Annotated in this window: 8 protein-coding genes; 7 read left to right on the plus strand and 1 reads right to left on the minus strand. The window is 39.1% G+C overall.

Annotated features, from left to right (window positions below):
- Positions 1 to 183, minus strand: a 183-nt coding sequence (locus tag FGT79_RS32710; RefSeq protein WP_138756559.1) for a transposase, incomplete at its 3' end; no start/stop codon positions are given.
- Here FGT79_RS32710 and FGT79_RS30385 point away from each other — a divergent pair.
- From FGT79_RS30385 to FGT79_RS30415, 7 genes are all read left to right on the plus strand, one after another.
- Complete coding sequence (locus tag FGT79_RS30385) at positions 176 to 361, plus strand: deaminase domain-containing protein (RefSeq protein WP_246096706.1); 186 nt, start codon at positions 176 to 178, stop codon at positions 359 to 361. The genes FGT79_RS32710 and FGT79_RS30385 overlap by 8 nt on opposite strands.
- Before the next feature lie 33 nt (positions 362 to 394).
- Positions 395 to 1,090, plus strand: coding sequence for an Imm3 family immunity protein (locus tag FGT79_RS30390; RefSeq protein WP_138756560.1), 696 nt, complete (start codon positions 395 to 397; stop codon positions 1,088 to 1,090).
- 272 nt (positions 1,091 to 1,362) lie between these two features.
- Positions 1,363 to 2,475 carry a hypothetical protein gene (locus FGT79_RS30395; RefSeq protein ID WP_138756561.1) on the plus strand — a complete coding sequence of 371 codons (1,113 nt, stop codon included), beginning with the start codon at positions 1,363 to 1,365 and terminating at the stop codon, positions 2,473 to 2,475.
- Between the two features lie 78 nt (positions 2,476 to 2,553).
- The gene (locus tag FGT79_RS30400) at positions 2,554 to 2,859 is read left to right on the plus strand and encodes a polymorphic toxin type 28 domain-containing protein (protein ID WP_138756562.1); all 306 of its coding nucleotides are present in this window, start codon (positions 2,554 to 2,556) and stop codon (positions 2,857 to 2,859) included.
- Positions 2,860 to 2,876: 17 nt separating this feature from the next.
- On the plus strand, positions 2,877 to 3,323 hold the full coding sequence (locus FGT79_RS30405) for a hypothetical protein (protein WP_246096707.1): 447 nt from the start codon (positions 2,877 to 2,879) through the stop codon (positions 3,321 to 3,323).
- 877 nt (positions 3,324 to 4,200) lie between these two features.
- Positions 4,201 to 5,340, plus strand: a complete 1,140-nt coding sequence (locus FGT79_RS30410; RefSeq protein ID WP_138756563.1) for a copper amine oxidase N-terminal domain-containing protein — start codon at positions 4,201 to 4,203, stop codon at positions 5,338 to 5,340.
- A 15-nt stretch (positions 5,341 to 5,355) separates the two neighbouring features.
- Positions 5,356 to 5,757, plus strand: a complete 402-nt coding sequence (locus tag FGT79_RS30415) for a hypothetical protein (RefSeq protein ID WP_138756564.1) — start codon at positions 5,356 to 5,358, stop codon at positions 5,755 to 5,757.
- The last annotated feature ends 444 nt before the right edge of the window (positions 5,758 to 6,201 follow it).

Below are 6,201 nucleotides of genomic sequence, written 5' to 3' on the forward strand. Positions count from 1 at the left end.
CAACTTTACCCAGTCTTTAACCGTTGTATAATGCACGCCTAGTTCCTTTGCTGTTTCGGAGGCTGTTGTTTCTTCAGCCAATATACGCAGGACTACCTGCTCCTTAAATGCCTTGTCAAATTTCTTCCGTTGTCCCATATGAACCCCTCCATGATTTATTATAGAGGTTTTCTTTGTGTCCATCTATTCGGAGCAAGGTCATAAATTAGGCGGTAATAAAGATGCGGCAGGAACAATTAGACTGTTCACAGAAAAGGATACATGTGGTAGTTGCAATAATATCATTCAGCAATTTCAAAAAGACTATCCTAATATTAAAGTTGAAGTACTGCATAATGGTGATACACCTATCTTACCTTAAACTTCAAAATAGTAAATTTCGGAGGTTGTATACATGGTTTATAGCTGTGATGAATATTCAGAATATATATATGAGACGTATAATGAATATGTAAATGATGAAAAAGTGAGTAGAAAGGAGGCAGTTGCACGAACATTTAATGAGTATGATATGTTAATGAAAAAAAGCGAGTCAGATAAATTGATCATAAGTGTAATAATTGCTGAAATTTTAGCTTCACATTCTAAAGCGTCCAATACATTCAAGACTTATATGGTAGAAACGATATCAAATATAAATAATATGTTAATTAAACAGGAACATGAACTTACACAGGAGCAATATAATGACTTCTTCTCGCGTAAGAAGCAAGTACTTATACAATTAGAAGCAATGCCGTCAGACTACTATCCGAGGGTATGTTGGTGCTACGAAGAATTAACAGACGAAGTTAATACGTATTTTGGTGAAATCAACTTTAAGGATAGAGATGAAAAAGAGGTTGTTGATGAAGTAGTCAAACGTTTTGAGCGTGATTGCAAAAATACAATAAGTGAAAAAATTGTGGTGTATACAACATTAGCTGAAAATTTATTGCGACATAATTTGACGCAACAAATAAAAGGCACGAGTTTTATAGATGAATTAAAGGGGTTTACATTAGACAGCATTCAAGATGAACAGCTATCTGATGTTGAGAAAGAAAAGTTGGCACAGCGCATACAAGTGGTTTTGAATTCCGTAACGTGAGTCATAAACCTGAACTTTTTTTGAATGACTTCCAGTTTTTTTTGGATGGGGCTACCCAGCCCGAATGAAGCCATCATCCAACCAATAACACACTTAACCCATGTAATACTCGTATAAAGTTTTCTCCATTTTGGTTCTATGCACATCAACGCTTGAGTTTTATACCCTAAATAACGCTATTCGGTTACATTAAACAGGTCGATTATGGTCAGATACTACCATGATTGACCTGTTTTTTGTAACAAAAGGATGGAACGGTGTGGGACTTGTCGATGATTCGAATAGACTTGAATGCCATCGAAGCCGCCAAGCCGAAGCTGAGCCAGGGCATGCAGAAATGCTCGCAGCTTAATGGCAGCTTGTCTTCGACGGTGTATCAAGTCGATTCCTTCATTGGAGCCAGAAGAAGCATCCGGTCGAGGCTGGATCGAACGGCACAGCGGATGCGGGAGCTGGATCAGAAACTGAGGGAACTGAATACCTTCGTCCATGGTGCGCAGGAGCAGCATAGCGGTCTAGAACAAACGTTGGCGCAGCAGGCACAGGCCCTTCGCAGAGAGATAGAAGCAAGATATGCAAGCATGGCACGAGCGGCGAGTGATGCTGAAAAAGGAAAAGAGCAACTCGTTTTGCTGGCCTTGACACTACGTTTGGCATTCGAGTGGTTGGAGACGTTTATCGAGCGATTTCAACCAGCGAGTGGTCCACTGCAGCAAACAGGGACGGGCGCCGATGAGCAGCCACGTTTCGAGTACCCTAATTACGATAATAGGATTATAGATGAAGATGTCTTAAATCGAAATGATCCTGAGGTTTACAAGCGTTTGATGGCAGGGAGGTTTGGTCGTCTAAGTGAGGAAGAGCAACGCGATTGGATTATACAAGCGGAGCAGAGCAAAAAAGAGGGAGAAAGATCTAATAAAGAGGCCTACATGGGTCGTAGCTTCGAAACGGGATTCGCCTACGCAATGGAAAGCAGTCTACTAGGGCTTGTGGATATCGTAAGCCAAACGGCGAGCCATCCGATCCAAACAGTCAAAGCACTCTATAAAGACATGGAAGATGGTATCGTAAATGTGGTCAAGGATCCGATTGGTGCAGCTAAGGACGGCTTCTCACAAGCGATGTGGACGTTTAACGATTTCATTGAAGGAGGGCCGAGTAAAAAAGGTTATTATATAGGTGTGCTGTTTGCAGGATTGGTGTTTTCAAGAGTAGTACCAAAAATCCCTGGACTACCGGGTAAAGGAAATAAGGATAAACCAGAGAGTGCTACCGGCCAAGGAAATGGTGGTACTCCTACGAATCCGAAGCCTGACCAATCGGTAGAAAAGCCGTTTGACAAACCTTCTGAGAAAGGTAGAGAGATTGAGGGGGATGGGTGAAGGTGGCAAGATAATCTCAAGTGTTAATGACTTATCAGATGTTGCAAAATCTAAAATCACACTAGTCAGAGAGCTACATTGAATCAACAGGAAAGAACATACTCGCATTTAACCAAAATGGATTTAAAAGGAGCACAGAGAGACTTAGATAGCGACCCTGTTCCAAAACCAGGTGGAGGCTATTATGATCATGCTCAAGAAGTTTCTGATGCATATCGTGGTTTAGTTGATTTAAAAAGAAGTTGGGAAGGGATGCTTAAAAATCCTAATTTAGATGCTGAACTTCGACAACTTTACACATCTAAGTTTAATGAGGTAAACGCTACAATGGAAAAAATTGAGATTATGTTTAATTCACATGGCGGAGTGTTTCCACCTAAATAATGATTGGAGTAATGTATATGATTAATAGAAAAAAGACATTAAAAGAGTATTTGACTAATGAAGAATATGAAAGTTTAGTACAAAATGCAACACAATTTTCTGATATGTCACTACCTGTATGGCACTTGGGAATTACAGGAAAGTGTCTGTGCGATTTATCGAATTTTGATTTGATTCGTTGTATCAGACAGGATGTTTTTACAGATTTAGCGACGTTTGAAATTATTGAAAGGATTGATGAACAGAATACACCTTTCTATGCTGATATTGATTCAATAGAATTAATGGAGAAGTTATCATCTGTTAGTTCGGAAATACTCTCTGCATATAAGAGTAAATTAGACAGAATGATTGAAAGCGTTGAAAAGAACGGCTTAATAGATTTAGCGGATATTTGGATGTTCGATGAACAGAAGGAAACGTGTCAAGGCTATATCAATATAATAAAAAATAAAATTCAATGATTTTGGTGTATGTTTCCTTTTTTGGTAGTGGGGCTACCCAGTGCCGAATGAATCAATCATTCAACCAATAACACATATAACCCATGTAATAAACGTATAACGATTTAGCCATTTCGTTTGTACGTACAGCAATGCTTGAAAGGTATAACTTAAGTAACGCTAAAGCGTTACATAGAACAGGTCGATTATGGTCAGATACCACCATGATTGACCTGTTTTTTGTTACCTTTGTTATCTTCGGTTTTTTCAAAATTACTCGCACCTGTAATATATCATATAACGATAGTGTTACTGAGATAGAAAAAATCGCATCTTTCGAGATAGGTAGTACGACTACTTTAGAAAAGCGTTATGCAAAGAATAGGACTTTGTCCGCAACACAATTGACACTTGCAACGATGATTACGGTGCAGTAAAAGCTTTGATGATGAATTGTATTATTTCTCTCTCATAATAACGCCTTCCATGATTGTTTATACAGATTTTCTTGGTCTCCTCTATTTAGGAAAAGGTCAAAATATATTTCTGGATAGTTAACTTACTTCAAACATGTCAGTACACTCTGTGAATGATAAGTATATTTAATCTATTTCATGCGTGTATACCTTATTTTGAAAACATAGGAAGTAGAAAGGCTAATGTAATCCTATATCCTCCAGTTAAACTTAATTTTAAAGGAAATGATTAGTCGAATAGTCCCGACATTTGTCGTTATTATGTGTATGAAATAGGGATAATGTGCTAAAATTGTCGTAGTCAATGTTTGGAAGGAATTACATATAGACAGTAGAGGTGACATTTGGAAGAATGTCAATTCGTTAGCGATTCCAATTAAGAAACGGAAAACCAAACATATTATGAGGGAGAAGATGAAACGATGTATAAGAAGATTATTGGAGCAATGGTAGCGGTCAGCATGGTGATCGGTGGAACATCAGTGATGGCATCCCCGGGGAAAGATCTTCGTATCTTACCTATCATTGTTAATGGTCACAAGGTTCAATTTCCAGATACGGAGCCCTATATCGACACGAATGGAAGAACGATGGTTCCCGTTCGATTTGTGTCGGAGAAATTAGGTGGGGATGTGACATGGGACGTCGCTACAAAAACCGTAGGAATCAAGTACAAAGGTAAGAACATCACGCTTCCAGTTGGTTCGAAGACTGTAAGTATCGATTCAACTATGATTGAGTTGGATACAGCTGCAGAAATGTTCGAAGGTCGTACAATGGTCCCTCTTCGTTTTGTGAGTGAGGCTATGGAATCGAAAGTAAGTTTCGATCAAGCGGCTCATTCAGTACTTGTAAGTGATACTGCGTTCATTGCTAAGGTAGCGGCAGGTACAGTGAAGGTAACGCCTTGGGGACGTCAACTGAGTGGCGAAGCTTCTACTGAGTGGAACAAACTGTCTGATCTACCTAGTTACTTCTATAACATTAAACCTATAAAGGGTGCCAGGACTAATAAGAATTTCATGTCTCAAAATAATGAGTACACTGAAAAGAAATACATGGATATGTGGTCGGAAGAAATTCGTCAATACTACGCTACCCAATTAAATATTGACTATAGAACCATTAGTGAAACTACTTTCACGAATTCTATTATTTCTCATATGGTAGATAGAGGTAGTTATTACACCGCTATGGATAAAGAGGTTATCTCTGGTTACGTGAAGTGGGTTAAGAAGAATAAAGTAATCGCGAAAGGTTATGCTGATCCTGAAATCTCTATGGTTAGAAGTGAAAACGGCAGGACAATTGTCAAAACTTATTTTAAGTTCATGATTATCAACGCTACTGACTCTGCCCAAACTTTCATTGATAACTATGATGTTTCTCCGTCTTCCGACTCTTTCAAACTGAAATTAGGAGTATGGTATGGTGGCTATAGTGATGTAGGTGTAGACTCCAACTTTGGTAACATGCAGTATGCTAATACCAAAATGACTTCTGGTGAGAACATGTTTGTTAAAGGCAGATACAAGTACTCGATTCTGACTACAACTAATTAGGAGTTGAAATATCAATTGAAGAAGCTATTTCCTTATATTCTTCTTATAGTCATTCTAGCAACCACTCTTAATTCCTCTGTTGGAATAGATAATGTACAAGCTGCTGTAACGGGGGCAGATTTAGACGCACAAAGACAAGGTGTACGTTTTGTATCCGCATACGACATCGATAGCACAAATATAGGTGTAGAATACGGAGTTAAAGAGGGCGACCTCATTTACATTACCATAAATCAGAAGGCGCAGACTAAGATAAAGTATCAAACGGCTGGATGGCTAGTTAGAAAGAATGCAGTTTGCTCAGATCAGCCTAAACCAACGAAGGCTTCTAGGGAGACTGCTACATGTTCTCCTGCTGCTGATGGTAAAGCAGTAGAGTTACCTAAAAGTGCTTTTGAAGAATTTACCTCTGAATAATTTTCAGTTCCTGGTAAATCTATGTATGTAAAGAACGTAGTTAAGATGGAAAGCGAGATATTCAAGAGATTTTTAAAGAAGGAGCTTTCATTTGTAGCTATAGAGAATGGAGACATTTGACCTTGTCTTAATTAAGTAGACAGTAATCGTATAACTATAAGGAAGAAATCGGACCTATATCGGCAGTTCGACCACGAATGGATGGGATAAAAACCCGGGTCAGAAGCTGCCGGAACTGCTCTATCAAGAGCAAGCACAGCGCTGGCATTACAGCTTTGGCCTGCCTTCATCGGCGGTTGCGGTAGAGAAGGGAAAGAGCCCGACAACAGCGAATATCCAAGCTTTTCGTAAGAGCACGACCCATGTGCTGCTCATGACAGCGGATATTAAAGCGGTCGGAGATACCTTTGTTTTGAACTATGAATCACCGAATGCGAATGGACA

The organism is Paenibacillus sinopodophylli (genome assembly GCF_005930355.1).
Classification (GTDB): domain Bacteria; phylum Bacillota; class Bacilli; order Paenibacillales; family Paenibacillaceae; genus Pristimantibacillus; species Pristimantibacillus sinopodophylli.